The 25870-nt window shown below is 62.8% G+C and carries 21 protein-coding genes; 11 read left to right on the plus strand and 10 right to left on the minus strand.

Annotated features, from left to right (window positions below; genetic code table 11):
* Positions 1–2 precede the first annotated feature (2 nt).
* Positions 3–1487: a DHA2 family efflux MFS transporter permease subunit gene (locus tag ACFRFQ_RS24110; protein ID WP_378663224.1), complete on the plus strand. Its 1485-nt coding sequence runs from the start codon at positions 3–5 to the stop codon at positions 1485–1487.
* On the opposite strand, the gene ACFRFQ_RS24115 is transcribed toward ACFRFQ_RS24110, so the two are convergent.
* Complete coding sequence (locus ACFRFQ_RS24115; protein ID WP_378663227.1) at positions 1447–2850, minus strand: FAD-binding oxidoreductase; 1404 nt, start codon at positions 2848–2850, stop codon at positions 1447–1449. The two genes, ACFRFQ_RS24110 and ACFRFQ_RS24115, sit on opposite strands and share 41 nt — an antisense overlap.
* Here ACFRFQ_RS24115 and ACFRFQ_RS24120 point away from each other — a divergent pair.
* The 4 genes from ACFRFQ_RS24120 (at position 2849) to ACFRFQ_RS24135 (ending at position 6708) form a co-directional block, all read left to right on the plus strand.
* Positions 2849–3649 (plus strand): enoyl-CoA hydratase/isomerase family protein, encoded by an 801-nt coding sequence (locus ACFRFQ_RS24120; RefSeq protein WP_378663230.1) that lies wholly within the window; start codon positions 2849–2851, stop codon positions 3647–3649. The genes ACFRFQ_RS24115 and ACFRFQ_RS24120 overlap by 2 nt on opposite strands.
* 95 nt (positions 3650–3744) lie before the next feature.
* Positions 3745–4938, plus strand: a complete 1194-nt coding sequence (locus ACFRFQ_RS24125; protein WP_378663233.1) for a class I adenylate-forming enzyme family protein — start codon at positions 3745–3747, stop codon at positions 4936–4938.
* A 39-nt stretch (positions 4939–4977) separates the two neighbouring features.
* Positions 4978–5739, plus strand: a complete 762-nt coding sequence (locus tag ACFRFQ_RS24130; RefSeq protein ID WP_378663236.1) for a crotonase/enoyl-CoA hydratase family protein — start codon at positions 4978–4980, stop codon at positions 5737–5739.
* 6 nt (positions 5740–5745) lie between these two features.
* Positions 5746–6708: an adenosine deaminase gene (locus ACFRFQ_RS24135; protein WP_378663238.1), complete on the plus strand. Its 963-nt coding sequence runs from the start codon at positions 5746–5748 to the stop codon at positions 6706–6708.
* A gap of 10 nt (positions 6709–6718) precedes the next feature.
* Here ACFRFQ_RS24135 and ACFRFQ_RS24140 read toward each other — a convergent pair whose 3' ends face one another.
* Entirely contained in the window at positions 6719–8032 is a 1314-nt protein-coding gene (locus ACFRFQ_RS24140) for a D-arabinono-1,4-lactone oxidase (protein WP_378663241.1), read from the minus strand.
* Positions 8033–8110: 78 nt separating this feature from the next.
* Here ACFRFQ_RS24140 and ACFRFQ_RS24145 point away from each other — a divergent pair, with 78 nt between their 5' ends.
* Together ACFRFQ_RS24145 and ACFRFQ_RS24150 are read left to right on the plus strand one after the other, a co-directional pair.
* Entirely contained in the window at positions 8111–8758 is a 648-nt protein-coding gene (locus ACFRFQ_RS24145) for a TetR/AcrR family transcriptional regulator (RefSeq protein WP_378663244.1), read from the plus strand.
* Positions 8759–8824: 66 nt separating this feature from the next.
* Positions 8825–10000 (plus strand): amino acid deaminase/aldolase, encoded by a 1176-nt coding sequence (locus ACFRFQ_RS24150; protein ID WP_378663246.1) that lies wholly within the window; start codon positions 8825–8827, stop codon positions 9998–10000.
* On the opposite strand, the gene ACFRFQ_RS24155 is transcribed toward ACFRFQ_RS24150, so the two are convergent.
* Positions 9997–13440 (minus strand): TM0106 family RecB-like putative nuclease, encoded by a 3444-nt coding sequence (locus ACFRFQ_RS24155; protein WP_378663249.1) that lies wholly within the window; start codon positions 13438–13440, stop codon positions 9997–9999. The genes ACFRFQ_RS24150 and ACFRFQ_RS24155 overlap by 4 nt on opposite strands.
* An 82-nt stretch (positions 13441–13522) precedes the next feature.
* Here ACFRFQ_RS24155 and ACFRFQ_RS24160 point away from each other — a divergent pair, with 82 nt between their 5' ends.
* Positions 13523–14164 carry an alpha/beta hydrolase gene (locus ACFRFQ_RS24160; RefSeq protein ID WP_378663361.1) on the plus strand — a complete coding sequence of 214 codons (642 nt, stop codon included), beginning with the start codon at positions 13523–13525 and terminating at the stop codon, positions 14162–14164.
* 17 nt (positions 14165–14181) lie between these two features.
* Here the strand turns inward: ACFRFQ_RS24160 and ACFRFQ_RS24165 are convergent, their stop codons facing one another.
* A complete protein-coding gene (locus tag ACFRFQ_RS24165) occupies positions 14182–14799 on the minus strand; it encodes a cysteine hydrolase family protein (RefSeq protein ID WP_378663252.1) in 618 nt (205 codons plus the stop codon).
* A 104-nt stretch (positions 14800–14903) separates the two neighbouring features.
* Here ACFRFQ_RS24165 and ACFRFQ_RS24170 point away from each other — a divergent pair, with 104 nt between their 5' ends.
* Positions 14904–15605, plus strand: a complete 702-nt coding sequence (locus ACFRFQ_RS24170; RefSeq protein ID WP_378663255.1) for a FadR/GntR family transcriptional regulator — start codon at positions 14904–14906, stop codon at positions 15603–15605.
* Positions 15602–16972, plus strand: coding sequence for an FAD-binding oxidoreductase (locus ACFRFQ_RS24175; RefSeq protein ID WP_378663258.1), 1371 nt, complete (start codon positions 15602–15604; stop codon positions 16970–16972). The genes ACFRFQ_RS24170 and ACFRFQ_RS24175 overlap by 4 nt, the downstream gene beginning before the upstream one ends.
* A 74-nt stretch (positions 16973–17046) precedes the next feature.
* On the opposite strand, the gene ACFRFQ_RS24180 is transcribed toward ACFRFQ_RS24175, so the two are convergent.
* The 4 genes from ACFRFQ_RS24180 to ACFRFQ_RS24195 form a co-directional block, all read right to left on the minus strand.
* Entirely contained in the window at positions 17047–18834 is a 1788-nt protein-coding gene (locus ACFRFQ_RS24180; RefSeq protein ID WP_378663260.1) for an AMP-dependent synthetase/ligase, read from the minus strand.
* Between the two features lie 138 nt (positions 18835–18972).
* Positions 18973–19671: a heme peroxidase gene (locus tag ACFRFQ_RS24185; RefSeq protein ID WP_378663263.1), complete on the minus strand. Its 699-nt coding sequence runs from the start codon at positions 19669–19671 to the stop codon at positions 18973–18975.
* A 114-nt stretch (positions 19672–19785) separates the two neighbouring features.
* Complete coding sequence (locus tag ACFRFQ_RS24190) at positions 19786–20427, minus strand: phosphoribosyltransferase (protein ID WP_378663266.1); 642 nt, start codon at positions 20425–20427, stop codon at positions 19786–19788.
* A 55-nt stretch (positions 20428–20482) separates the two neighbouring features.
* Positions 20483–21310: a carbon-nitrogen hydrolase family protein gene (locus tag ACFRFQ_RS24195; protein WP_378663269.1), complete on the minus strand. Its 828-nt coding sequence runs from the start codon at positions 21308–21310 to the stop codon at positions 20483–20485.
* Between the two features lie 102 nt (positions 21311–21412).
* Between ACFRFQ_RS24195 and ACFRFQ_RS24200 the strand changes: the two genes are divergently transcribed.
* On the plus strand, positions 21413–23194 hold the full coding sequence (locus ACFRFQ_RS24200) for a DEAD/DEAH box helicase (protein ID WP_378663271.1): 1782 nt from the start codon (positions 21413–21415) through the stop codon (positions 23192–23194).
* A gap of 78 nt (positions 23195–23272) precedes the next feature.
* Here the strand turns inward: ACFRFQ_RS24200 and ACFRFQ_RS24205 are convergent, their stop codons facing one another.
* A complete protein-coding gene (locus ACFRFQ_RS24205; protein WP_378663274.1) occupies positions 23273–25171 on the minus strand; it encodes an ABC transporter ATP-binding protein in 1899 nt (632 codons plus the stop codon).
* Between the two features lie 105 nt (positions 25172–25276).
* On the minus strand, positions 25277–25861 hold the full coding sequence (locus ACFRFQ_RS24210) for a hypothetical protein (RefSeq protein ID WP_138872613.1): 585 nt from the start codon (positions 25859–25861) through the stop codon (positions 25277–25279).
* Positions 25862–25870: the final 9 nt, after the last annotated feature.

Genomic DNA, 25870 nt, shown 5'->3' on the forward strand with positions numbered 1-25870 from the left:
AGATGGAAAAGCAGGTCAATCCCTGGCACGCGCTGTGGGCGCTGTGTATCGGGTTCTTCATGATTCTGGTGGACAGCACCATCGTCGCGGTCGCCAACCCCGCGATCATGGAGGACCTCGGCACCGACATCAACAAGGTCGTCTGGGTCACCAGCGCATACCTGCTGGCGTACGCGGTGCCGCTGCTCGTCACCGGCCGACTCGGTGACAGGTTCGGACCGAAGAACCTGTACATGATCGGCCTCGTACTGTTCACCGGTGCCTCACTGTGGTGTGGTCTGTCCGGCAGCGTCGAGATGCTCATCGTGGCAAGGGCTTTCCAGGGTCTGGGCGCTGCAATGATGACGCCCCAGACGATGGCGGTCATCACGCGCACCTTCGCGCCGAACAAGCGTGGCGCCGCGATGGGCCTGTGGGGCGCGGTTGCCGGTGTCGCGACGCTGGTCGGTCCGCTTGCCGGTGGTGTGCTGGTCGACAATCTCGGTTGGGAATGGATCTTCATCGTCAACGTCCCGATCGGCGTGATCGCCTTCCTGCTCGCCTGGAAGCTGGTCCCTTCGTTGCCGACCAGCGAGCACAAGTTCGACATTCCTGGCGTGATCCTCAGCGCCGCAGGCATGTTCCTGCTCGTGTTCGGAATCCAGGAAGGCAGTTCGTACGACTGGAACGGATTTGTCTGGAGCCTGATCGGCGCCGGCGTGCTGCTGCTCGCGGTGTTCGTGTTCTATCAGTCGCGCAACAAGAACGAACCGTTGCTTCCCTTGGAACTCTTCAAGGATCGCAACTTCTCGCTCGCGAACGTCGCCATCACCGCGATGGGCTTTGCCATTACGTCGATGGTGCTCCCGTTGATGTTCTACACCCAGGCGGTTCGCGGACTCTCCCCGACGCAGTCGGCGTTGCTCCTCGTTCCCATGGCTGTGCTGACCGGTATTTTTGCCCCGATCATCGGAAAGCTCGTAGACAAGACGCATCCGCGCTACATCGCCGGTACCGGCTTCCTGCTGTTCGCGATCGCCTTGGGCTGGCTGGCACTGGTGATGTCGCCCGACGTCGCGATCTGGGAACTGCTCTTGCCGATCGGTCTGATCGGCTTTGCCAACGCATGCATCTGGTCGCCGCTTGCAGCGACCGCGACGCACAATCTGCCTCCGATGCAGGCCGGCGCCGGCGCCGGCGTCTACAACACCACCCGCCAGGTGGGTGCGGTTCTCGGTAGTGCGGCTATCGGCGCCCTGATCACTGCGCGACTGTCGGCGCAGGGGCTGACCAGCGGTAGTTCCGAAGCCGGCGTGGGCCATCTGCCCGAATTCGTTCGTGAACCGTTCAGCACGGCAATGTCGGAGTCGATCTGGCTACCGGCAGGTGTGCTGCTGATCGGCTTCGTCGCGTCGGTGTGCTTCGCTCGGCCTCTGCGCGGAGACGCGCACGACGACGCTATGGCTGTCACTGCCGCAGCGAGTCGGGAAACATCACTGCGCGATTGAGGAAGTCATCCGGGTCGAAGGCTCGCTTGATCGCCCACATTGCGTCGATGTCCTCCGGTGTGAGCGCCATGTCGAGGTAATTGCGTTTGAGCGAGCCGACTCCGTGTTCGGAACTGATATTTCCGCCGTAGTGGCGTACCAGCTCGAGAATGCGGAGGTACACGGCGTCGGCGTCCGGACAATTCAGGACGTTCAGATGGATGTTTCCTTCGGCCACGTGGCCGAACAGGATCGGGATCGCGTCCGGTGCGTACTCTGCGACAACGCCGACCGCAGCGTCCGCGAATGCCGCCAGGGTGTCCAGGGGGAGGGCCGCGTCGAACTTGAGGGGTGGGCCGAACAATCCGACGACTTCTGCGAAACATTCACGTGCAGTCCATAATCGGGCGGAACCTGCCACGTCGAGTGCTACGGCGGGCGCCTCCGGTGGATTGATCAGATCTATCGTCGAGCTCACCTCTTCGGAGGGGTCGTGTGCCCCGGACACCTCGGCCAGCAGGTACCACCGGCGTCCCGTCGGAACGCCCGCGCCCAATCTGCTCGCCGCAAGTTCCAGACCATGGCCGTCGAGTAGTTCAAGCGCGTCGACGCCGCCGACGGTACGCAGTATGCGTCCGGCATCGACAACGGCGCCGAGTGAATCGAACCCGATGAGTGTGGTGACCCGGTGCTTCGGGACGGGATGAAGTGCCAGGTCGACGCGGGTGATCACCCCAAGAGTTCCCTCGCTTCCCACCCAGAGCGTCGGCAGGTTGTAGCCGGAATTGTCGGACAGCACGTTCGGTGAGCGGCGCACTGTCGTACCGTCGGGAAGCACCACCTCGAGTCCAACTACCTGCTCGGCCATGTTGCCGTATCGAACCGTGTGCAGCCCACCGGCATTGGTGGCGGTCATACCGCCGATTGTCGCCGTATCACGCGACGCGATATCGACGCCGAACTTCAATCCGGCGTGAGCCGCCGCGGAATGTACCTGTGCGAGTGTCACTCCCGCACCGACGGTGATCCTCCCCATTGCGGCGTCGACATCGCCGATCGTCGTGAGGCGCTCGGTGGAGAGCAGAACGTCGTCGTGTTCGGGCACGGTTCCGGCAACAAGTCCGGTGCGTCCGCCCTGCACGGTGACGGGCGCGCCGAATTGCCGGCAGACATTCAGCGCGGCGGCCACTTCCGCGGTATCGGCCGGGCGAATCAGGGCCTGAGCGTGTCCGCTGTATCTGCCGGTGTGATCGACCGAGCGGGAGCGTAGAACATCGGGATCGTCGGTGACGAACCGTTGCCCCACAGCGTCGGCAAGCGCTTTTCTCAGACCGTCCACTCCGTGATCGTATGCCGCCGTCGGCTGTGGCAAGGTGACGGCCATGACTGCTTCCGATCCGCATCCCACTCGTCTCGAGCGAATCCGCACCGATGGCGGCGCCGAGGTTGCCGTGCTGACCTTTGCTCACGGACCGCTCAATCTGTTCGATCAGGCGATGTTCGATGCCGTGATCGCGGATATCGCGGCGTTGACTGCAGCGCCGCCTCGCGCGGTGTTGCTGCGAGCGGAGGGCAAGGTCAACTCGGCCGGCGTCGACGTCCATGTTTTCGACGGCTTGACCGCCGAGCAGGGCGCCGAGTTGTGGCGCGATCTTTTTGCGCAGATCTGTCACCCACTCGAGGCTCTGCCGTGCCCCGTGGTCTACGCCGCGCATGGATTGACGCTGACGGCGGCATTCGAGATTTCTCTGGCCTGCGACATCATTCTCGCCGCACCCAAGGCGAAGTTCGGACTGGTCGAGACGGTGGTCGGGCTGACGCCGTCGATGGGTGGCCCACAACGCCTGGCCGAGCGTGCGGGTTCGGGCCGTGCTCGTGAACTGGTGATGACGGGCGATCTGTACGACGCAGCGACACTGGCAGCGTGGGGCGTGGTCAACGCCGTCCACGACGACGTCGACACGGCCGCACGGGCGCTGGCGGCGCAGTTGGCCGACGGGCCGACGCGGGCGCATGCTGCGACCAAGCAGATCGTGGCGGCGTGGCGGTCCGGCGGAATCGCTCATGCCGATGCGGTGACACCGACTGTGTCGGGAGCGTTGTTCGAGACCGACGACCTTCGCGGCGCCGTGCGTAGCTTCCTCGATGTCGGTCCCGGAAAGGCCGTCTATACAGGCAAGTAAGTACACGGGTATCGCCAGAGTGCTCCACTACGTGTGACTCACGTCATATAGTCGAATGACCGGGTGTGGGTTTGTCACGGTCTGTGGAGGTACCGATGCGGTCGAGGCTTGTGGAGTATCACTGTTCGAATGGGCTGCTCACGGATACACGCGTCAGTCGGGCAACGGACGGTCTGCTGCGCTACCGGCAGCTGGAGCCGTCACTGTCGGAGTTACTCGATGTTGCGGTACACCGGTTTGCCGGGCGAACGGCCGTCGAGGAAGTGCATGGGGAGCAGATCACCTTTGCCGAACTGTGGGCCGAATCGTCTCGGGTGGCCGGCGGGTTGAAGTCGCGGGGAATCGAGATCGGCGATCGGGTGGCCATTCGGTTTGCGGCCGGCGTTCGGTGGTTGGAGGCGTGTCTCGGTGTCATCTTGGCCGGTGGGGTTCCGGTGTCCCTCGGTGCGCAGTGGGGCGACGCGGAGGTTTCCGCCGTGATCGCGGACAGTGGGTCGGTGCTGGTGCTCGACGGGGAACTGCCGCACGGGGTTCCGTTCATCGACGACGGTGCTGCGCCGGAAGAGTTGGCGGTTCTCGCGTATACGGCAGATCCGTCCGGTGCGATGTTGGGCGTCGAATTGAGCAACGAGAATGTGCTCTCGACCATCGAGGCGCTACTGCATTCGCGTGACTACGGCGTCGAAGGTGTGCGAAATCTTCTGGTTGACAGTGATTTTCGATCAGTCCGGCAGTTGGTTCATGTGCTCGCCACGTTGGTGGTCGGCGGTACCGTCGTCGTTGCGGGTGATTTCTGGCGTGAGTGCACCCATACCGTCGACATTGTCACCGGGCGCCCCGAGGATCTCCTCGAACCACGACTGCTGTCGGTGGGTCCGGCGGCGCGGGCCGGTTCACGATCCGTGAAGTGGGTGGACTGCAGTGGGTCTCCGGTGACGGCGGAGGAGGAAGAGAAGCTACTGGCGGCATTTCCGGCTGCGCAGCATGTGATCGGTTGGGGAAAGACCGAGACGTGTGGCGGGGGACTGATCTTGCCGATCGAATCGGCTTCGACACATTTGGGGAGTGTGGGAATCGCTTTCGGCGGAATGGAAGTCGCGTTGTACGGACCCGACGCGCCGGGCGGTTACGGCGAACTGTGGTGCCGGGGGCCGAGTGTCGCGCGCCGGTACTGGAATTCGCCGGAAGTGACGTCGTCTCGTTTCACACGGGGCTGGTTCTGCACTCATGACACCGCACAGATCGATGCGGAAGGCTTCGTCCGTATTGTCGAACGAAACGTCGCGTGATCGAGTGCGCGGCGTCGTAAGACTACGAGAGGGAGCCAGATGGCAGACGAGGTACTCACCGAGCGGCGCGGGCGGACGCTGATCATCACGATCAACCGGCCTGAGGCACGAAACGCGATCAATGCGGCGGTCAGTCACGGATTGGCGGCTGCTGTGGAAGAACTCGACGGTGACGACGAGCTGTCATTGGCAGTGCTGACCGGCGCGGGCGGCAATTTCTGTGCCGGGATGGATCTCAAGGCATTTGTGACCGGCGAGAACGTCCTGGTGCCGGGTCGAGGACTCGGATTCACGGAGGGGCCGCCGCGCAAGCCGATTATTTCGGCGGTCGAGGGCTTTGCGTTGGCCGGCGGCACCGAGTTGGTGCTGGCCACCGATCTGGTGGTTGCCTCACGCGAAGCCAAGTTCGGTATTCCCGAAGTCAAGCGCGGCTTGGCCGCTGGCGCCGGCGGATTGTTCCGTCTGCCCAAGCGCATTCCGTATCAGAAGGCCCTGGAATATGCCCTGACCGGTGATGCTTTCACGGCGGAGGAAGCGCATTCGTACGGTTTTGTGAACACCCTGACCGAACCGGGTCAGGCGTTGGAGGGTGCATTGGATCTCGCTGACCGCATCAGTCGTAACGGCCCGCTGGCCGTCGCGGTCACCAAAGAGATCATGGTCAAGGCCGCTGGATGGTCGGACGACGAGGCTTTTGCCAACCAGTTGCAGTTGCTGGCACCGGTTTTCGGATCCGAGGATGCTCGAGAAGGTGCGACGGCTTTTGCCGAGAAGCGCCCGCCCGTATGGAAGGGTCGGTAACACGACATGGCTACACCAGTTGCCGAACTGCACATGCACATCGAGGGTTCGCTCGAGCCCGAGCAGATTTATCGCCTCGCGGAGCGAAATCGAATGGACTTGCCGTACAAGGACATCGACGACCTGAAGTCCCGCTACGAGTTCTCGGATCTGCAGTCGTTCCTCGATCTGTACTTTGCCAACATGGCAGTTCTGCGCACAGCCGAGGATTTTGCAGACCTCACGCGGGCGTACTTCCGTCGTGCTGCCGCTGCAGGTGTCTCGCACGCCGAGTTCTTTTTCAACCCGCAAGCTCACGTCGTCCGGGGTGTTCCGTTGGCCGAGGTGCTCGACGGAATCATGGACGCCGTTGCATCCAGTGAGCGGGAGTTCGGACTCAGCAGTAGCGCCATTGCCGCAATTCTGCGTGATCAACCGGTCAGGGATGCCGAGGAGATCTTCTCGGAGATCATCCGGTTGCAGGCCCCAATTGTCGGTCTGGGCCTCGATTCTGCAGAGGTGGGTAACCCGCCGTCGCTCTTCGAGGACGTGTTCGCGCGGGCTCGCGCCGAGGGGCTTCACGTGGTTGCCCACGCCGGTGAGGAAGGCCCGCCGGAGTATATCTGGCAGGCCCTCGACATCCTCGGTGCAGAACGCATCGACCACGGCGTCCGCGCTCTCGAAGACCCTGCGCTGGTGGAGCGCTTGGTGGACGAGGAGATCCCGCTGACTGTCTGCCCGTTGTCGAACGTTCGTCTTCGCGTATTCGACAAGCTCGAGGATCACCCTTTGCGGACGATGCTCGACCTCGGGCTCGTCGTCACAGTCAATTCCGACGACCCCGCATACTTCGGCGGGTACGTCGACGACAACTTCGCCGAACTCGGTCGAGCAATCGGCTTGACCGAGTCCGAACGTGAGACGTTGGCCCGCAATTCGATCAAGGCGTCGTTTGCCAGTGAATCGCGGAAAGCGGAATTGCTGCGTTAGAGAAGCGAACTCACTCGCCGAGAACTTGGCGCAGGTAGTCGTTGTCGAATACGCGGTCCGCATCGTACTTGTCTCGGACGGCAATGAAGTTGTCGAGTTTTGCGTACGTGGGGCGTAAGTCGTCGACGGACCGGTTGTGCATCTTTCCCCAGTGCGGCCGGCCGTCGACGGCCTTTGCCATCGCCTCGACTGCGGCAAAGTAGTCGGCTTCGGACCGGCGGTGATACTGGTGTACCGCAACGTATGCCGTATCGCGGCCGTTGGCAGTGGAGAGCCACACGTCGTCGGCTGCGGCAAAGCGGACCTCGACGGGGAACGCCACGTTGGTTCCGGTTCTTTCCAGCCACTGGTTGATCTCGTGGAGTAGGTCTTTGACGTGTTCCGCTGGGACGGCATATTCCATTTCGCGGAATATCACACGCCGTGGCGATGCAAATACCCGATAGCTGCGGTCGGTGTATTCGCGTGCGCCGAGCAGGCGTGACGAGATCTGGTTGATGGTGGGGATGGCGGCCGGCGCGAGTGTGGCGATGCGGTTGACGCCCTCGAAGAGCGTGTTCGACATGAAGTCGTCCTCGACAAAGCTTCTGATCGCGCCGACCGGGTTCAACGGTGTGTCGCCGGGGAGGCGGGTGTTCCGTTTGGTGAGGACTCGATCAGTGTGGGGGAACCAGTAGAACTCGAAGTGGTCGACGCCGCGGCACTCGTCTTCCAGAGTGTCCAAGATGTGGGACAGCGTGTCGGGTTTTTCCACTGCGTGCAACGTGAATCGAGGTGAACACGAGAGCGTGACCTTGGTGATGATGCCGATCGCGCCCAGGCCGATTCGGGCAGCTTCGAACAGTTCCGGATTTTGATCCGCGGAGGCGGTGACAATTGCTCCGTCGGCTGTCACGATTTCGAGGCCGTGAATCTGCGTCGACAGTCCACCGAATGCGGCGCCGGTCCCATGTGTTCCGGTGCCGAGGGCTCCCGCAAGAGATTGGGCGTCGATGTCGCCGAGGTTGGTCATCGCGTAACCGCGTTCCCATAACGCCTCGTTGAGGGCACGCAGGCGGGTGCCCGCGAGGACTGTGACCAGTGCCCCGTCATCGGTAGGTGTGATCGATTCGATCCCGGAGAAGTTGTCGAGGCTGACAAGAACTCCGTCGGTGACGGCAGCCCCGGTAAAGGAATGTCCGGCCCCGACTGCTTTCACGCGCCACCCGCGAGTTGCGGCTTCGGCAACAAGTGTGGCGAGTTCGCGCGTGTTTCTCGGGGTTGCGAATTGACGCGGTGAGGCGCGTTGAGTGCCTGCCCAGTTCTGCCAAGTATCTGAAGCCATTCGACAATCATGTACTTGGACGCTCGTCCAAGCAAGCATTGCGCCTAGTTTTTCCGCTCTCCGTTCTACGATCATGGGATGCTGAACAGGCTTCCGGCGGACGAGCGCCGCACACAACTGATCGAATCCGCCATATCCATCGCCGAGCAACGCGGCGTGAGTTCAGTGACGGTTCGTGCCGTAGCCGAAGAGGCGGGCGTATCGCTGGGCGTGGTTCATTACTGTTTCGAGAGCAAAGAGGAGCTCATCGCCGCGATGGGCGAGACGCTGATCGTTCAGCTCAGTGAATCGTTGCAGCATGCCTTCGGGCAGGTGCGCCACGCACCTGATCTGACGGGAATCCAAGGGCTGAAGGAACTGCTGCACATCGGGTTGACGGGAATGTGGCCGCTTATCGAGGCGACGCCTGACCGGCAGTTGCTGACCTACGAGATCACGGCTCAGGCTCTGCGCAGTCGTAACCTCGGGGCCGAGCGCGCGGGGGCCGTCGCCCATGACCAGTACCGAATCATGGACGAGCATGCCATCGCTTTTCTCGAAGAGTGCGCGAAGATTTCCGGAACTGTCTGGACCGAGTCCTTGCAAGCGTTGGCGCGATGGAGTCTGGCGATGATTGACGGCCTGGTGCTGCGCTGGCTTGTCGATCGCGACTCCGACGCAACCATCGCGGAATTCGGCGAAATGGTTCAGGTCATTGCCGGAAAGGCGATCGAGGCGCCACACTGATCTAACATGGACATGCGTCCAATTCAGGTGTTGACTTAGCCGCAACGCCGCGAAGATAGGACACACGTGAGAACAACATTGGATCGACTTACCGCCGCTACTGCTGATGTCGACCCGCCCCTGGCTGCTCTCGACCTGACGACCCTGCGCAGCAATGCCGCCGATCTGGTTCGCCGCGCCGGGGGAACTCCGGTGCGGGTTGCGAGTAAGTCGGTCCGGTGCCGCGCCGTGCTCGAGGAAACTCTGGGCAGTGGGCTCACCGAGCAGGGCGGATTTCGTGGAATCATGGCCTACTCACTTCGCGAAGCATTGTGGTTGGTCGGCCTTGGTGCACGCGACATCCTGATGGGATATCCCACCGTGGATCGTGGAGCGCTGGCCGAACTCGCCGGCGATCCTGTTGCGATAGCGGCGATCACGCTCATGATCGACGACGACGCTCAACTCGACGTCATCAGATCCGCTGCCTCCGGAACTGTGCCGATTCGTGTGTGCCTCGACGTGGACGCGTCCTTGCGGATCGGGCCGATTCACCTGGGCGTCCGACGCTCTCCGCTTCGCGAACCGAATGATGTTGCCGCACTGGCTTTGCGCGCGCGGTCGCGCGGATTTGCCGTTGTCGGGGTCATGTTCTACGAAGCACAGATCGCCGGGTTGCCCGACACCAGCGCGCCGATCGGCTGGGTCAAGAAGGCATCGGCCCGGGAATTGTCGCATCGACGAGGGGCCGTTGTTTCTGCGGTCACGGATGCGGTGGGCACCCTCGAGATCGTGAACAGTGGTGGCACCGGGTCACTCGAAGTCAGTTCCGCCGATCCGGTGGTCACCGAAGTAACGGCGGGTTCGGGACTGTACGTACCGACGCTCTTCGACAGGTACCGCGCCTTCCGGCCGGACCCCGCTCTGTTCTTTGCGCTCTCCGCGGTTCGTAAACCGACACCGAAGGTCACCACACTCTTCGGTGGTGGGTACATCGCTTCCGGTCCGGCAGGCGCAGCGCGGGTTCCGAAACCGATGCGCCCACTGGGCCTGACATTGCTCCGCAACGAAGGCGCAGGCGAGGTGCAGACGCCGGTCACCGGACGGGTTGCCGGCGACATCGCGATCGGTGACCGCGTGTGGTTCCGTCACGCGAAGGCCGGTGAATTGTGCGAGCGGTTCGATCACGTGCATCTGGTTGATGCCGACGGCACCACCACCGCGGTACCCACGTATCGCGGCGACGGTCAGTGCTTCGGCTAACCGGCCGTCAGGCGCATGAATGCGCCGAGTTCCACCAACCCGGCGGGAGTAGTCGGCATGTACTGCGTCAGTGCATACGACCGGACGATTATGGCGCACCATTTTCCGCGTGAGACAGCAACATTGAGACGGTTGCGAGAGAGCAGAAACGACATTCCGCGTGGAACGTCCTCGATTGCGGACGCCGCCATCGACACGATCGCGACTGCCGCCTCACGTCCCTGGAATTTGTCGACGGTGCCCACCTCGACGTCGGTGAACCCAGCCTCGGTGAGGTCACGCTCGATGGTGCCCACCTGAGCGTTGTACGGCGCGACCACCAGAATGTCAGCCTCGGTCAGGGGACGGGTGCCGTCGAACTCGCTGGGATCGGTCCACGGAGTTCCGAGGAGTTCGCGGATCTGCGTGACGATCACGGCAGACTCTTCGGGTGAATACGTCGAGTTACCGGAATGGTCGACGTACACCGTGTGTACGCCTGCTGCAAGACCGTCGAGTTTCCGTGCGGCACTTACCGACTCTTGTGACAGGAGCTTGCCCTCGTAGGACAGAGCCGAGACCGGCGCGCACAGGTCGGGGTGCATCCGCCAGGTCTTTTCGAGGAAGTACCCCAACTCCGGCGGTAGGGCGCCGTGCCCCTCGGCGAGCCAACCGAGCGCGGACTCGTCAACAGGTTCGGGATGAGTTCCCTGACTGACCTGCGGCAGTTGTTGGGGATCGCCGAGTAGCAGCAGATTCCGGGCGGAGACGGCAACGGCAATGGTGTTGGCCAGCGCAAATTGGCCGGCTTCGTCTACGACGAGGAGATCGAGGCTCTCCGGGGGTACCCGATCGGTGTTGGCAAAATCCCACGCAGTGCCACCGATGACGCATCCCGTGGATTCCGCGTCGGACAGGAAGCGGGGGAACTGCTGGGCCGTGATGTCGGTCCACTCCGCAGTTCGGCTCCGGCTGCCCTTCTTCGCCACCAGAGCCGGATCGAGGCCGGCTTTGACGATGCCGCCCAGCATGTTCTCCACCACCGAATGCGATTGCGCAACAACACCGATGCGCCACTGATGCTGCTCCACCAGAGCCTTCACCACTCGCGCCCCGGTATACGTCTTGCCGGTGCCGGGCGGACCCTGAACGGCAACGTAGGAGTTGTCCAGATCGAGAACGGCAGCTGTGATCGCGGACGCGTAGTCGTTGCCTTGGCCGACAGGCGGTAGTGCTTCGCCGGAAATGGTTCGAGGCGTAAGTCGACGGAGAATGTCGACCGCGGCGCGGGTCGGCAATGCAGGCAATCCGTCGCAAGCTTCGGATGCCGCTGCAGCGATGGACTTTTCCATCGGCACCGTCGAGATCGGGCGTCCGGGAGCCAAAGCAACGGGGGTCTCGGAGAATTCGTCACCGCGGAGAAGTTCCTCGATGGTGACAACGTCGAGATTGCCGGATTTCGCGACCGAGACGATCTTTACACCGTTGGTACCTCGCTGCGCCGGATTGTCACCGGCAACGGCGTCGGGGGAGGGAACGTCGTACAGCGCATACATGTCGGTGCCGGGACTCAATGTCGTGCCGGTGCCCAGGGTGCCGGTCAACTGGATGTGCCGGCGCGGTTTCTGTCTGGCAGTGTTCTTGTGCCAGTCTGCTTGAATGTCAGGCACGTCGACCACCATCACGTCACGGACGTCGAGGAGATCTTCGATGGGTGCCGACAAGCGATCGAAGTGCGCCCACCAGTGCGGCTTCTTCTCCCGGCTGTGGTACCCGACGGCTGCTGCGAGCAGGGCCGCGGCGTGTTGCTCGGCAGTACGCGCCGAACCGGCTTTGTACCCGGCGAATTCGCGTAGTTCGATTTCGGTTTCCGTCAGATCTTCCACCGGCAGTGGGATCTGCCCCGTCGGCTGGCGCAGGGTGATGTCGTGTTCGATCGCGCGATCGACCAACCAGTTGCGCAGTCGGAGCGTCGATTCGCAGTCGTACTCGTTGTAGTCGGAAATGCCTTGCAGCAGTTCACTGGCCTCGTCGTCTTTGCCGCGCTCGTGTAGTTCGCAGTAGTCGGAATACGCAACCACGGACGCGGCGGCATTGACGACATCACCGTCGCGGCCGTGTTCTCCCATGTACAACGGTTCGAGTTTCTTGATGCTGTACGAGCGGGCCCCGATCCGCAGCGCCGATCGAACCAGCGGATACAGATCCACGAGCACGTTTTCGCGGAGCAGTGTGTCCACGACCTGCTCGCCCACTCCGTGGCGTGCGGCGAGTCGCAAGAGCGCGGACTTCTCGTAGGCGGCGTAGTGATAGACGTGCATCCCCGGATAAGCCTCGCGCCGCGCGGTCACATAGTCGAGAAAGTCGACGAGCGCCTGGCGTTCACCGGCGCGGTCATGCGCCCAGAACGGCTTGAACACGTAGTTCTCCGCCGGACCTTCGACGACGCCGAACAGGTACTCGAGCCCCCAGTCGGTGGAACCGTCCTCCGCCCACAGAGGATCACCCTCGAAGTCGAAGAAGATGTCTCCGTCGTCCGGAACCGGCAGGCCCCCGAGTACGGACGCGTTGTAGATGTGGAACTCGGCTTCGCCGGATTGTTCCTGGCGCAACTGCAGCGCAGCTTGCGCGCGCAACTTCTCCAGAGTGTCGCGGCGGATACCGTCGACGGTTCCGGTGCTGGCGGCCAACTGATCGATCGAACCGATGCCGGCGGCAATCAACTGCAGACGCTGATTGCCCCGGAGACCAGCTACCAGGAGCAGATCGCGATGGTTCTCGACTTCCACGCTGCACGTATCGCACCGTCCGCAGCGCAGGTATCGGCCGTCGAGCCACTGCGCGGGTGTTCCCTCGGCGTGATGTTCGTCGAGAACCTGCTCGAGCTTGGCTCGGCTTGCCGAGAACACCGGCGCGATGTCACCGATGTCATGAGACGATGTGCTGCCGTCGCCGAGCATCAGGTGTACCTGGTCGGAGGCGGCGATGGCGTTGCGGCCCAGCGCGTCCGCATAGGCGGCCAATTGCAGCAGTGCCGACACCTTTGCGTGCCGCGACAGTTTGCTGTCGTACACCGCATACCGATCACCCTCGCGCACCAGGAAATCGCAGAATCCCAGGAACCGGCCGTCGAAGAACGTTCCCTGGTAGATGACGGGGGCGCCGGAGCGCAGAGCCTCGACCGTGGCGAGTGCCGCTTCGGTGAGCCCGGCGCGTGTGTGCTCTGGCCGTTCCATGACAACCACACCGTCACCGTGTTCGGCGATGAACCGCTCCAACTGTTCGCGCTCGTGGTGCTGACCGAGCGCTGACGTTCGCTCCAGCATCGGATCGGAGTCGACGCCCTCCGTCTTGATCAGCCCGGTCCGCGCGTCGAGTCGCCGCAGTAGGCCGAATTCGCACGTTGCGGCCGCGGAGAGGTCACTGGCGCTGTAGATGATCTGATCATCGAGGAGGAACACAGGGGCGATTGTGCCAGCAGTGTCCGGCAAAACAGCACGTTGGGAATTCAAGGCACGTCGTAAAGACCGCGAGCCGGGCAGAATGTCCACCATGCCCTTTTTTGACGGTCGACGCGGTCAGGTCCATTTTCGGCGGTGGCCTGCTTCCGGGGACGACACTCCGGTGATGTCGCTGGTGTTCCTCCACGGGTTGGGGCAACACAGCGGTCAGTACCACCGATTTGCCGGCGCTCTGACGTCTTCCGGTATCGAGGTCTGGGCGATCGACCACACGGGGCACGGACTGTCCGAAGGTGAACCGGGTGTGGGTGCGCCGTTGTCGGATCTTGCCGCTGATGCCGCGACGTTGGCGGATATCGCCCGTGAAGCGCTACCCGGTGTCCCGCAGGCGGTCATGGGGCATTCTCTCGGCGCCGTGACAGCGTTGTCGATGCTGACGCATCAGGATCATCATTTTGTGTCGGCCGTTTTGTGTGGAATCCCGCGCAACGCGGTTGCCCAGGCCGGGTGGACGGACTTGGCGGACTCCGGGATTCCGGTCCTGGTGGTGCACGGCGTCGACGACCGGATGGCACCGATCGAGCCGGTGCGCACCTGGGCGTCGACGCTCCCGAATGTGGAGATGCGCGAATTCGAGGACGCAGGCCACGACCTGTTGCACGAGAAGGTTCACGCCAGCGTGAGCGCCGTGAGCCGTGATTTCCTTCTCGCGCACAGTCGTTGATTCACACAGTCGTCGAGTCAGGCGAGCGCCTCGAGCACGTCCTTGGACGTCACAGGATGTGAGAACATCGGGTAGTCGTAGGTGATGGCGTTCTCATGTTCTGCTACTGAGGTTCCCGCGACGCAGTCGGTGAGAGTGATGACGCGGTAACCGTTTTCGTAACCGGTGCGCATGGTGGACTCGACACAGCAGTTGGTCAGGAATCCGCCGAGGATGATCGTGCGGATTCCCTTGCTGCGCAGGATGAAATCGAGGTTGGTGCTCGCGAACGTGTCGAGACCGCGCTTGCCTTCGACGAGAATGTCGCCGTCCTGAGGGGTCAATTCGTCGACTATCGCCGCACCCCAGGTGCCTTTGACGAACGCCTTTCCGTCCACGACTCCCTTGAGGATTCCGTAGGGGTGCGAGGTGATCTCGTTGTAACCCTCGGCGAAGGTGATCGGCGCATGCATGACTGTGACACCGGCCCCGCGAGCAGCCTCGACCAGCGCCGTGGTGTTTGCCAGGAGTCCGGTCGATTCCATGACGGGGGCAACGGCGTCGTGCAGGACGCCGCCCTCGGTGGTGAAGTCGTTTTGGTATTCGATGAGCACGACTGCGGTGGTTGCGGGATCCAACTCGAGCTTTTCGGTCATGTCGACACCTTTGGTTGTGAGTTTCGGGTCGTTGTGGTTCCGGTCACGAATCACTTCTATTAAACAGTTTGTCTGACAAGCAGGCAAGAGGTAGCGTCGGCAGCATGGACACAACTCCGCTCTCGCGTATCCCGCTGAGCCTTGCGGTGTCGGGCAGGCTCCGCGACGCGATTCTCGACGGCTCCTTGGCGGTCGGTGAGTCCTTGCCGACGGAACAGGAGCTGGCGCAGACTTTTTCGGTGGGGCGCTCCACTGTTCGCGAAGCGCTGCGCGTACTCCAGGCGCAAGGGTTGGTGACCGGCGCCGATACCGTGTCGACAGCTCGCCCCAAGGTCACGCACGATAACACGGCCGATTCTGCGGCCACGGCATTGAGCACGGCTGTGCAGGTAGGCGCCGTTCCGCTTCCGGACCTGGTCGAATTGCGGGTTCTCCTCGAATCTGCCGCTCTGCGGGGCGTCCACGAAGTTCCGGGTGCTGCACGTGTTGCCATCGAAGAAATGCGCCGGGCCACGGCAGACAACAACGCGTCCGCGTTCCACGACGCGGATGTCGACTTTCACGTCGCCTTGGCGGGTGCCGGCGGAAACCGGGCCTTTGCGTTGGTGATGACGGTTCTGCGCGAGAGTATCGCCGGCTATCTGATGAGCGAACTCGAGGCGATCGAGGACTCGGCGGCCACGCTCGGTGTTCTGCTCGCAGAGCACGAAGCCATCGCCGACGCGATAACAGCCGGTGAATCCGATTATGCGGCACAGCTTGTCGAGAAGCATGTGCGAGGTTTCTACGAAGGACACACGAAATGACGACAACGGTGGACGTGCTGGGCGATCGACTGCGGGAAGTACTGGGGGAGAAGGCGACCACGGATCCCGATCGAATGGGCGCCTATACCCGCGACCAATCCTTGCTGACCGCCGCCGGGGTTCCCGCGGCTCTGGTCAAAGCAACATCCGTCGACGACGTAGCCGCGACGATGACAGTTGCCCACGAACTCTCCATTCCAGTCGTAACCCGCGGCGCGGGAACCGGTTTGGCTGGTGCTGCCAACGCACTCGACAGTTGCATCGTGCTCAGCGTCGCGGGGATGAATCGTATTCTCGAGATCGATACCGCGGCCCGCACGGCAACGGTGGAGCCGGGTGTGATCAACGGTGATCTCGCGGATGCCGCTCGCGCGCAGGGTCTTTGGTACGTCCCGGATCCGGGTAGTCGGGCAATCTCGAGCATCGGCGGTAACCTGGCCACCAATGCCGGTGGTATCTGTTGCGCAAAATACGGGGTCACCGGCGATCATGTTGCGGCGCTCACCGCAGTGCTCGCAGACGGCCGCGTGATTCACACCGGAGCAAAAACTCGCAAGAATGTGGCAGGGCTGGACCTGACCCATCTCCTGGTCGGTTCCGAGGGGACGCTTGCCGTCATCGTCGAAGCCACGATGCGGTTGCGGACCGCACCCACCGCTGCAACCACGGTTGTTGCGTTCTTCGACTCGGCGGAGAAAGCGATCGAGGCGGTCCTGGCCGTCGCCGCGGTTGCCGAACCGTGCCAGATGGAGTTGATGGACGCAGTGACCATCGACGCTGTAAACCGCTTCACGAGAATGGGTCTCGACGAATCTGCGGGGGCGATGCTTCTCATTCAGTGCGACGGCAGGTCTGCCGCGCAGGAAGCGGCAGATTGCGCGGCGGCCTGCACGCGCGTCGGCGCAACCGAGGTGTTCCACACCGACGATCCCGAGGAAGGGGACGCGTTCACCGCCGCGCGGCGCATGGCGTTGCCGGCGCTGGAGGCGATGGGAACTGTGTTACTCGACGACGTCGCCGTACCGGTGCCTGCCTTGCCGCACATGCTCGAACGTATTCAGGAAGCTGCCGAGCGGCACTCGGTAACCATCGGAACCTTCGGTCATGCCGCAGACGGAAATCTCCATCCCACCATCGTGTTCGACGCCACGGAAGTGGGCGCGCAGGATCGTGCCCGTGGGGCCTTCGACGATATCGTGAATGCGGCCCTCGCTCTGGACGGCACGATCAGCGGTGAGCACGGCATCGGAGTTCTCAAGGCGCCGTACATGTCCGACATGATCGGTCCGGTTGAACGTGAGTTGATGCTCGCGGTGAAAGCTGCCTTCGATCCGAAGAACATTCTCAACCCGGGGCGCGGCATCTGACCTGGCGCAGCGGTGTGGCCCGGTACGGCAACGACGTGATCATTGCCGAACCGGGCCACAGGCTTGCCGAGATGTCAGGCGTACAGGTCGGTGATCGCGCCCTTGTGTGCTTCGTGAATGATGTTGCGCTTGAGCTTGAGCGTCGGGGTCAGTTCGCCGGTTTCCTGAGTGAAGTCGACCTCGAGGATCGTGTACTTCTTGATCTGCTCGGGGTTCGAGACCTTCTTGTTCGCGTCCGCGACCGCTGAGTCGATTTCGGCGATGAGATCGGCATTCTTGATCAGATCGGCGATGGGACTTCCGGCAGGCAGGCCGTTACGCTCGACCCAACCTGGCAGGGTTTCGAGGTCGAGTGTGATCAGCGCACCGATGAACGGTTGACCGTCACCGACCACGAGGCACTGGCTGATCAGGGCGTGCGCGCGGAGTGAATCCTCGAGACCGGCCGGAGCGACGTTCTTTCCGCCTGCAGTGACGATGATTTCCTTCTTGCGCCCGGTGATCGAGACGTAACCTTCGTTGTCGATCGATCCGAGGTCGCCAGTGTGGAACCAGCCGTCGATGATGGACTCCGCGGTGGCTTTCTCGTTGTGCCAGTAGCCGGCAAAGACCACCGGGCCCTGCAGCAGGAGTTCACCGTCGTCTGCGATGCGAGCGGCGTGACCGTTGATCGGCTTGCCCACGGTGCCGACGCGCTGCGCGGCCGAGGTGTTGACCGTGATGGCGGCGCTGGTCTCGGTGAGTCCGTAGCCCTCGTAGATCGGGATGCCGACGCCACGGAAGAAGTGACCCAGCCGCGCTCCGAGCGCCGCACCGCCGGAGACCGCGCGTTCGCAGTCGCCGCCGAGAGCAGCACGCAGCTTCGAGTACACAAGCTTGTCGAAGACGGCGTGCTTGAGCTTGAGCGCGATTCCGGGGCCGTTCTTTTCGAGGGCTTCGCTGTACTCGATGGCTGTGGCCGCTGCCTTGTCGAAGATGCTGCCCTTGCCGCCGTCGACTGCCTTCTGGCGTGCCGAGTTGTAGACCTTCTCGAATACTCGTGGAACGGAGAGGATGAAGGTCGGCTTGAACACGGCAAATTGCTCGAGGAGTGTCGTGAGATCCGACGTGTGGCCGACGGTGACCTTGGAGTCGAAGGCGCCGAAGGAGATTGCCCGCGCGAAGACGTGAGCAAGCGGCAGGAACATCAAGGTCTTCTTGCCCGGAACCATGGATTCCGGCATAGCCAAGCGGCACGCTGCGGACTCCGCGTAGAAGTTTGAGTGCGTCAGCTGGACGCCCTTGGGACGACCAGTGGTGCCGGAGGTGTAGATCAATGTCGCGGGCGATGCGGCGGTGACCTGGTGGCGACGGGTGTCGAGCTCTTCGTCGGTGATCGCGGCGCCGCGGCTCGTCAAGTCTTCGAGAGCGCCCGATTCGATGACGAGAACCTCACGAAGAGCCGGGGCGGCCTCGGTGACTTCCTTGATGTTCGCGGCGTGATCGGCAGTCTCGACGAGAAGCAACGACGTCGCGGAGTCCTCGAGGATCCACTGGGCCTGATCCGGGGACGAGGTTTCGTAAATCGCGACGGTGCAGCCGCCGGCCGTCCAGATCGCGTAGTCCGTGACAACCCATTCGTACCGAGTTGCCGAGAGGATAGCGACGCGGTCGCCGAGTTCGACTCCGGACGCGATCAGACCCTTGGCTACAGCTGAGACCTGCTTGGCGAATTCGGCTGCCGTGACGTCGACCCAGGCGCCGTTGACGAGGCGCTGGAACGGTACGAATGTGGGGTCTTCGCTGGCGTGCCGGAATACGGAATCCGCCATAGATGCGTTCTCCGGAATTGTGAACGTCTGTGGAACTGAAAACTCACGCACTTTGACCCCTCCAGTGACTACCGATAACTTCGATGTGCATTGCATCACATTAGTCGGTATTTTGCACTGTCGTTACTATTCGGTAGATCCAATTGAGTCCCGACCTGGGAATTAGTGTTACCGAACGTAGCGGGTTACTTATGCGGCGCGCTCGAGTGACCGTCCGTGAATCGACAGCCAGCGCCTGATTGCGTAGTCCAATCTGTCTGAATCGACACCTAATTGCTCGGCGGTTGCTGCCAGGATCGCGGCCGCGTCCGTCGGGGGCTGCGTCGTACCGAGTGTTGTGCTGATGAACGTGTCGGCGGCGGTGCCCAGATCGGTGTGGGGGATACCCGCCAGCATCAGCAGATGCGCCCACGTGACTTCGGCGTCGTCGCCGCATGCTTCAGTCCAGGCTTCCCGGACGGCGTCGAGTGCATGATCGGAATCGGCCGCTGCGAGCAGATCCTCGACAGAATTGATGTGTAGGCGATGCAGGCGTTCGGCGACCTGCTGGATGTGCTGTGCCTCGATCGGAACGCCGGTCGCTGTGTAGCGACGCTTGTACGAGCCGATCTTGCCTGCCCACTGGTCGGAACTGCCGGCTTCCTCGAAGGTGCGGAGTAGTTCACGTGCGCCGTCGGTCACGGGCGAGGTTTCCCGTGCTTGACGGTAGGCGAGGTATCGGTCGACGACGGCAACTTCACTGTGCCCACAACTGGACTGCACGGATTCGATGATGCACAGGGCCAGGCTCGCGCGATAGGCGTCCGAAGCCACCCAGGCGGAAGGGTCACCCAGTCGGTCGCGGCAGGCTGCTGCGACTACGTCGACGGTATCGGTCGAGATGCTCACGATGTCCTCCAGAAAAACTTCTGCGCTTGTGTCGTTTCTGCTCCATCCGGCCTATCGGCACCGGGGCGCAAAATGTTGCACACATCACAAAGTTTTTCTGAAATGTAAAGAAGCTCAGCTTTTGAGCAGGTCAACGACCTCGGCGTCGGTCAGTTGATGGAAGTCGTCGAAGGCGGCGCCGACCCCGCCGAGTATCGCTGGAACGAAGGGACAGACGACGCGGTCGGCCGAATCGGCGAGGAGGCGGATCGATTCGGGTGATGCGACGGGGACGGCAACGACCACTCCTGTCGCGCCCTGCGCGCGGGCACACGCCGACGCAACAGCGGCACTCGCTCCCGTGGCCATTCCGTCGTCGACGATGACGGCCGTTCGCCCGCTGAGTGGAACTGCCGGGCGTCCGGCACGGAGGACGTGTGCTCGACGCTCGAGTTCTGCGCGCTCCGACTCTTCCACTCGGGCCAGTGCTTGCGGTGATACGCGCTCGGCGGCAATCACGTCGTGATTGAGAACCCGCGTGTCACCTTCGCCGATGGCGCCGAGAGCCAGTTCGGGATTCCGGGGGGAACCGAGTTTGCGTACGACAAGGATGTCGAGTGGTGCATCCAGTGCCCACGCGACCTCGACCGCGACGGGGATGCCGCCGCGCGGCAATCCGAGAACGACGGGGTCGTGGAGTCGCGCAGAGTCCAGTGACCGGGCAAACATCGCGGCAAGGGCCCGGCCTGCGGCAAATCGGTCTCGGTACTGTGCCATAGCTGTCCTGATTGAGGTTCGACCTCGATGCTTCTGACGCTACTCGGTTCTCCCGTCACCGTTCGGTAACTGTGAACCGTCGCAGCGAAAGCGCGGGATTCTTTTCGCGGACCTCGTCGATCCGGCTTCTACTGACCTGTGCGGTCGCGACCCCGACCTGCTCGCCGAGAGAGCACAGCACGACACCCATGGGGTCGACGATCATGCTGGCACCGGCGCCGCCGCGCGCGCTTTGATCTGCTGCGGCGATGTACATGGTGTTCTCGATCGCGCGTGCCCGGATCAGCGTCGTCCAGTGGTCTTCCTTCAAAGGGCCGGGAACCCACTGCGCCGGCAGGAGCAGCACGTCTGCACCGGCGTCGACGATCCTTCGGGTGACTTCGGGGAACCGGAGGTCGTAGCAGGTCTGGAGGCCGAAGGTGAAGCCGTCGCACCGGAAGGTCTGGGGTTCTTCGATCTCGCCGGGTGCGATTACTGCGGACTCGAGATACCCGAACGCGTCGTAGAGATGAAGTTTGCGATAGGTGGCAACCAATTCGCCGTGCGGGTCCATTGCCACCAGCGTGTTGGAGATTCTGCTCACGTTGGGCAGGCGCTCGTTCATGCCGGCGACGACGAAGATCCCGAACTCCGCGGCGATGGCAGCCAGTCCGATTCCGAAGGCGCCGCCCAGGTCCTCGGCCGACTCGATCAGTCTCTCGTCGCTGCGCGGCGGGGTGAACATCGAGTATTCCGGAGCGACCAGCACTTTTGCGCCCTGACCTGCGGCGTCAGCCGCTAGGGTGCGTAGTGACTTCAGGTTCGCCTCCTTGTTCATGTCGGGGGCGAACTGTGCAACGGCAACGACGGTCCGAGTGGGGCTGTTGGCGGTGTCTTCGGTCATGCTTCTTACGCTAGGCGAAACGCCCGGTGAACGCGGATACGCCGGAATAGTTCAGCAGGTCGGTTCTCGTGTCTATACTCCTTCGGCTAAACTGCTGGTCAAATGAGTGATATTGAGCGTGACCCCGAACCCCCAACATTTGCCGACCTCGACATCGATGATCGGGTACTGAAGGCACTGTCTGACGTGGGCTACGAGTCGCCCTCGCCGATCCAGGCTGCCACCATTCCGCCGCTGCTCGAAGGCAAGGACGTCGTCGGACTTGCCCAGACCGGTACCGGTAAGACGGCTGCTTTCGCGGTTCCCGTCCTGTCGCGGATCGACACGTCGATCAAGCAGACGCAGGCGCTGGTGCTGGCTCCCACCCGTGAGCTTGCGCTGCAGGTTGCCGAGGCATTCGGCAAGTACTCCGCGCACATCCCCGGCCTCAACGTGCTGCCGATCTACGGCGGCCAGAGCTACGGCGTCCAGCTGTCCGGCCTGCGCCGCGGCGCGCACGTTGTCGTCGGAACGCCCGGTCGTGTCATCGACCACCTCGAAAAGGGCACCCTCGACCTGACCAATCTCAAGTACCTCGTCCTCGACGAGGCCGACGAGATGCTGAAGATGGGTTTCCAGGAGGACGTCGAGCGCATCCTCCGCGACACACCCGGCGAGAAGCAGGTCGCCCTGTTCTCCGCGACGATGCCCGGTTCCATCCGTCGTATCTCCAAGCAGTACCTGAACAACCCGGTCGAGATCACGGTCAAGTCCAAGACCTCGACGGCGTCGAACATCACGCAGCGATACATCCAGGTCGCGCACCAGCGCAAGCTCGACGCGTTGACCCGTGTCCTCGAAGTCGAGGACTTCGAGGCGATGATCATCTTCGTCCGTACCAAGCAGGCCACCGAAGAACTGGCAGAAAAGCTGCGCGCTCGCGGACATTCCGCTGCCGCCATCAACGGTGACATCGTGCAGACGCAGCGTGAGCGGACCATCGGTCAACTCAAGAACGGTGCGCTCGACATCCTCGTTGCCACCGACGTCGCTGCACGTGGTCTGGACGTCGACCGCATCTCGCACGTCGTGAACTACGACATCCCGCACGACACCGAGTCCTACGTCCACCGCATCGGCCGTACGGGTCGCGCTGGACGCCAGGGTGACGCGCTGCTGTTCGTCGCTCCGCGCGAGCGTCATCTGCTCAAGTCCATCGAGAAGGCAACCCGCCAGCCGCTGGCCGAGATGCAGCTGCCCAGCGTCGACGACGTCAACGCGCAGCGTGTTGCCAAGTTCGGTGACTCCATCACCGAGAGCCTGGCATCCGAGAACCTGGCGCTGTTCCGCAAGATGATCGAGGACTACGACCAGGAACATGATGTTCCGCTCATCGACATTGCTGCCGCCTTGGCAGTGCAGTCGCGTGACGGTGACGCCTTCCTGCTCGCTCCCGAGCCGCCGGCACCGCCGCGCCGTGAGCGTGAGCCGCGCGAACCGCGTCCGCCGCGCCGGTTCGACGACGGTCCGGCTCCACGTTCGCGTGGACCCGAGGGCCAGGAGTTGGCGGCGTACCGCATCGCGGTCGGTAAGCGTCATCGCGTTGTGCCGGGTGCCATTGTCGGTGCCATTGCCAACGAGGGTGGATTGCGTCGTAGCGACTTCGGGCACATCAGCATTCGTCCCGATCACTCCATCGTGGAGTTGCCGGCCGATCTGTCCAACGAGACCCTCGAGGCTCTGCGACGGACACGTATTTCCGGCGTCCTGATTCAGCTGCAGCCCGATTTCGGCCCGCCGCAGGGACGCCCGAGCGGACGCGGCGGTCGTGATGACCGTGGTGGACGTGACGATCGTGGTGGACGCGACAGCCGTGGTGGCGGACGCGATCGCTACGACAGCTGATCTTCTTTTCGTAAACTGACAGGCGCTGCTCCCCGATTCGGGGAGCAGCGCCTGTTTTGTATCAGAGGGTGCTGGGCTTCAGAGGGTGCTGGGCTCGAGATCGTGGGAATCTTTACTGCCGGTGTTGAACTGGGTGCGGTACAGCTCCGCGTATCGACCGCTGTGCTCAAGCAATTCGGTGTGGGTTCCGCGTTCGATGATGCGGCCGCCTTCGACAACCAGGATGAGATCGGCTGCGCGAATGGTCGACAGGCGGTGTGCGATCACGACTGCCGTCCGACCGGCAAGAGCCTCGCCGAGTGCTTCCTGGACAGCAGCTTCGGATGTCGAATCCAGATGGGCGGTGGCTTCGTCGAGGATGACAACGCGAGGTTGGGCGAGCAGCAACCGTGCGATGGTCAGGCGTTGACGCTCACCACCGGACAGTCGGTAGCCGCGCTCGCCGACAACCGTGTCGAGTCCCTCTGGCAGTGAGGCGACCAGAGCGGTGAGGCGGGCGCGCTCGAGGACTTCGCGGAGTTCGGTTTCGGATGCATCCGGCCGTGCGAGCAGCAGGTTGGATCGCAAACTCTCGTGGAACAGGTGCCCGTCCTGGGTGACCATGCCGACGGTTTCGCGGATGGAGTCGGCGCTGAGGTCGCGGACGTCGACGCCGGCGAGTTCGACTGAGCCCGAATCCACGTCGTAGAGGCGCGGAATCATCTGGGCGATGGTGGATTTACCGGCGCCGGACGTTCCGACGAGCGCAACCATCTGGCCGGCTTCGGTGCGGAAGGACAGATCATGGAGCACGTTCTCGCCGCCGCGGCTGTCGAGGATCGCCACTTCCTCGAGGGACGCGAGGGACACTTTGTCCGCCGACGGATAGGCGAACTTCACGTTTTTGAACTCGACGGATACCGGTCCGTCCGGTACCGAAACGGCATTGGGCTTCTCGGTGATGAGTGGCGCGAGATCGAGTATTTCGAAGACCCGCTCAAAACTGACGAGGGCGCTCATGACGTCCATTCTGGCGCTCGCGAGAGCCGTCAGCGGCGAGTACAGCCGAGTCAGCAGCAATGCCATCGAGACGACGGCACCGGCGTCCAACTGCCCGCGCAAGGCGTAGTAGCCGCCGAGGCCGTAGACAAGCGCCAAGGCCAAGGCCGAGACAAGCGTCAGAGCGGTGACAAAAACGGATTGAAGCATGGCCGTCCGGACACCGATGTTGCGTACGCGTCGGGCGCGCACCGCGAACTCGACTGACTCTTGTGATGGCCGTCCGAACAGCTTGACCAGCGTTGCGCCCGGCGCCGAGAAACGTTCGGTCATCTGGGTGCTCATCACCGAATTGTGGTTGGCGGCTTCACGATTGAGGGCCGCCAGCTTGGCACCCATGCGTCTGGCCGGGATCACGAAGATCGGCAGAAGCAGTAGCGCGAGGATTGTGATCTGCCAGGAGATTCCGAGCATGACGATCAGCGTGATGATCAGGGTGACCAGATTGCTGACCACACCGGAGAGAGTGTCACTGAACGCGCGCTGGGCGCCGATGACATCGTTGTTGAGGCGACTGACCAAAGCGCCCGTGCGCGTCCGAGTGAAGAATGCGATAGGCATTTTCTGGACGTGGTCGAACACCGTGGTCCGCAGAAGCAGGATCAGGTCTTCGCCGATACTCGCGGAGAGCCAGCGCGTCAACAGTCCGAGTGCGGCTTCCAGAATCGCCACAACCGCGATCAGCACGGCCAGGATCACAACAACCTTGACGGCGTCGCCGCCGACTATCGCGTTGACCACCCGGCCTGCCAAAACCGGTGTTGCGACGGCGAGCGCCGCCGTCACCACGCTCAGCAGGAGGTACCAGCTGAGGTTGCGTTTCTGCGGTATCGCGAACGTCGCGATTCTCTTGAGCGTCGCCTTCGAAAAAGGCCGCTTGTCGTCCTGCGCGTGCATCGCGTTGTACATCGCGTTCCACGCGGTGACTTCCATACTCATGTGTCAGGCCCTTCGGTCGCCGGCCACGAAGAGTACGCGGCCGGTACGACACGAAGGTAAAACCTCGAGTGTGCTTGAGGTCAAGCCCACTACTTGGCTACCCCACTACTTAGCTACGTCTACCACCACACGAGTCGGGTCCGACAGCAGCGTCACCGAGAAGGGTTGCTTTTCCGTTACACCGATGAATGACTGTGTGACCCCTTCGAAGACCGAGGATCCGTTGACTTCGGTGACAACTCCACCGGCAATTCCGGGGACGGGGTTGGGGCCGGAGTACTGTTCCACGCCGCTGTCGAACGGGTAGCCGGAACCGTCGATCAGCACCTGGATGATCGCGCCGCCGGCGACGTCCATGGGCTTGCCGCTACCTTCTTGAACAGCCGCGTCAACGTACTTGACGCGCCAGCCGGGGGTACCGGTTCCACCCATTTCGTACACGACGCGGTCGAAGTTCTCATGCGAGCCGATCCGGACGTCGGTGACGGTCAACTTCGATTCGGCGACTGCTGCAGCGGTTTTGTCCGAGCTGTCGGTTGGCGCCGGTTCAGCGGCGGCGCTCGTGGTCGCGGAGACCGAGGTGGTGACTGCTGTCGGTGTGGTTTCTGCGGTCTGTGAGCACGCGGTCAGGCTCGCCCCCACGATGATGGCAGCGATGGCGGCAACTGATTTCGTCCGGTTCGTTGTCATGCTTCGATC

This window comes from Rhodococcus sp. NPDC056743 (assembly GCF_042790355.1).
In the GTDB taxonomy this organism is placed as follows: domain Bacteria; phylum Actinomycetota; class Actinomycetes; order Mycobacteriales; family Mycobacteriaceae; genus Rhodococcus_F.